At 43.2% G+C, this 2662-nt stretch carries 2 protein-coding genes; both read right to left on the reverse strand.

The window, feature by feature from the left end; genetic code table 11:
• Positions 1-354 precede the first annotated feature (354 nt).
• Entirely contained in the window at positions 355-1860 is a 1506-nt protein-coding gene (asnB, locus tag WAM07_RS15935) for an asparagine synthase B (protein ID WP_422168406.1), read from the reverse strand.
• A 214-nt stretch (positions 1861-2074) separates the two neighbouring features.
• On the reverse strand, positions 2075-2662 hold a 588-nt coding region (locus tag WAM07_RS15940; RefSeq protein WP_422168408.1), incomplete at its 5' end, for a Fic/DOC family protein.

A 2662-nucleotide genomic window follows, 5' to 3' on the forward strand; every position in this document is an offset into this window, starting at 1 on the left:
ACAAGGAGTGTTAACGACTGAGGAGGCTCCTGGTAAAAGGAGGATCGACTAAAGTCGCCACGTCCTGTGGCAACGTCGATCGACCCTACATCGTGTAGGACCGCAGGAAAGCGAGTTGTTTCCGTAGCCAGCCCCTCTCTATATCAGCAACGGACCTAAGATATCTCGAAACTGAGTCTTCAACAATCCGGCCCAATTATTTAAGAAGGCGTTTGTAGAGTAAGATGAAAAATAGCCTGGAGAGGAACCAGATGGGTTCTCTCCAGGCTAAGGAGCTTGGGATGATTCATTATTATCAGTAAGGGGTTCGACCCTTTCTATGACGATACTATAGCATGGGACATTAAACGTTCACTAAGCCGTAGCCCATTTCCCTACAGTCTGAAGCATATTTTCTCCAGGGAAATGCTTTTTGAATATTCGATAGTAAAAAGCTTCCTGCTTCGAGCGGATTTCTACAGGGGCAGTCTCCTGAAGACGAATCAACTCATCATCTGTGATGCTTTCTTCCGCATGCGCATCCAGTAGATCCAGCGCTCCGCTTCCTTCAGAGAATTCTGCTTTCTTTCTCCAGAGAACTTCATCAGGGAGCACACCATCAAATGATTTTCGGAGCAGCCATTTTTCCATTCGGTCTTTCTTATGAATCTTAAGACCAGCCGGAATTTTTAAGGCATTTTCTACCACTTCCATATCTAGAAACGGAACACGAAGTTCAAGCGAATGCGCCATGCTCATTCTATCGGCACGCTGCAGGTTAACATGATGAAGAGTATTTAAGATCCGGATAATTTCTTTATTAAGCGAACTTGTATCCTGAAATTCCTCCATGTAAGCGTACCCCGCGAACAGTTCATCAGCCCCTTCACCTGAGAGAATCACTTTCACATGTTCGGAGGCTAATTTTGATACGAAATAGTTTGGAATCGCACTTCTGACTAAGGAAGGTTCATAAGACTCTAAATGGTAGATTACATCCTCTACAGCCGCTACCAGTTCCTCCTGCGTATAAATATATTCATAATGATCTGTTCCAATCGCTTCGGCCACTTTTCGTGCATTGATTACATCCGCACTACCTTCCGCACCAACACAAAAAGATTTAAGCGGAAATTGCCCTTTATGATATCGTTTAGCGATCGCGGCTATTAAACTGCTGTCCAGACCCCCGCTCAGCAGAACACCCACTTCTACGTCGGCAAGTAAACGCTTCTCCACAGCTTTCTCCATCGTTTCCCGGATTGATTGATTCACATGATCCAGCGACTCTTCATTAAACGTATCTTTCGGAGCTTGCATATGTCTATAACATACAAAACCTTCTTCAGGAGTGAAGTAATGGCCATGCGGGAACTCTTCAGGTTGATGAACGAAGCGTTCAATAGCCTTCAGCTCAGAAGAAAATACATACTGTCCGCTCTGGTCTAATCCGTAATATAAAGGTTTTATCCCTAATGGATCACGGGCTACAATAAAGCTATCATTACGTTCATCCGCAATAAAAAAAGCAAACATTCCATCAAGCTGATCAATGGCTTTCGCACCTTCTGATTCGATGAGTTTTAAAGCCACTTCACTATCTGACTGAGTCAGAAAGCTGGTCTTACTTCCCAACTCTGATTTTATAGATTCAAAATTGTAAATTTCTCCATTACAGACGATCCATTGATCTTTTTCGGCGTTGTGAATGGGTTGAATACCATCATCCAGCCCTATAATCGAGAGCCGCCGGTGTCCTAAATGGACGCGGTCGGTTACAACTGATTTCCCTTCATCCGGACCACGGTGATGAAGTAATTGCAGTACTTCATCCATTTGGCTCTTTTCGATTTCTCCCATTGACACAAATATCCCACACATTAGATGGATCCCCCTCAATAAATATCTTTCTTATCAGTAGTCTTACAACAGGCTACGCCCATTTACAATTTTATTCAAACCTCAAATACCTCCAAATTCCTGTAAAAAAGCCTACTTCCTTTGACCAGGAGTACTGTAGCAAAAGACACAGGGAATGTTTGCTTTTTGAAATAAAATAAAGCCTCCAGCTTCATAAAAGCCGGAGGCAGATCATTTAATTCTTTTTACTTAACGATTCTTCAATGACTCGTCTAAGCATTTGGGTGTCATGGACTGACTCAATGCTTGCTTGCAAAATCCGTTCTCTCGGGAGCACAGACCAATCAAGATCGAAATTCGCTTCTAAGGCCAGACAGCGAATAAACTCACGGAGTGCGCGCCCATTTCCTTCTCTAAAAGGATGGAGTACATTTAACTCGGCCATGTAATAGGCAAGATAAACTGCTAACTCTTCCCGGTCCATATGTTCCCAGTCTTCTTTTGCTAATGCTTCAAACAGCGGACCAGCGGCTTCTTTAATAAAGCGTGCTTGAGCAAATGAGAACCCATCCTTGGTTATATTTTCTGTCCGTATTTCCCCGGCAAATGGATACAAATCTCCAAATAGATACTTATGAATCTTTTGCAAATGACGTAAATCAAAATCACCCTGAGCAGGAAATGCCTGGAGTTCAGCCAAACGCTGGGTGGAAAGAATCGTCTCCATTCTCTGTAATTGATTGTCATCCATAATATCATAATGGTTAATCAGAACCGTAGAATCCCGGTAGTAATAACGGGAAGACCCACTGCCGTATCGGGA

This window comes from Halobacillus sp., from assembly GCF_049282395.1.
Taxonomy (GTDB): domain Bacteria; phylum Bacillota; class Bacilli; order Bacillales; family Halobacillaceae; genus Halobacillus.

Coding starts and splice junctions, on each gene's coding strand:
- asnB (WP_422168406.1), bottom strand. CDS start 1,860: ATGTGTGGGATATTTGTGTCAATGGGAGAAATCGAAAAGAGCCAAATG.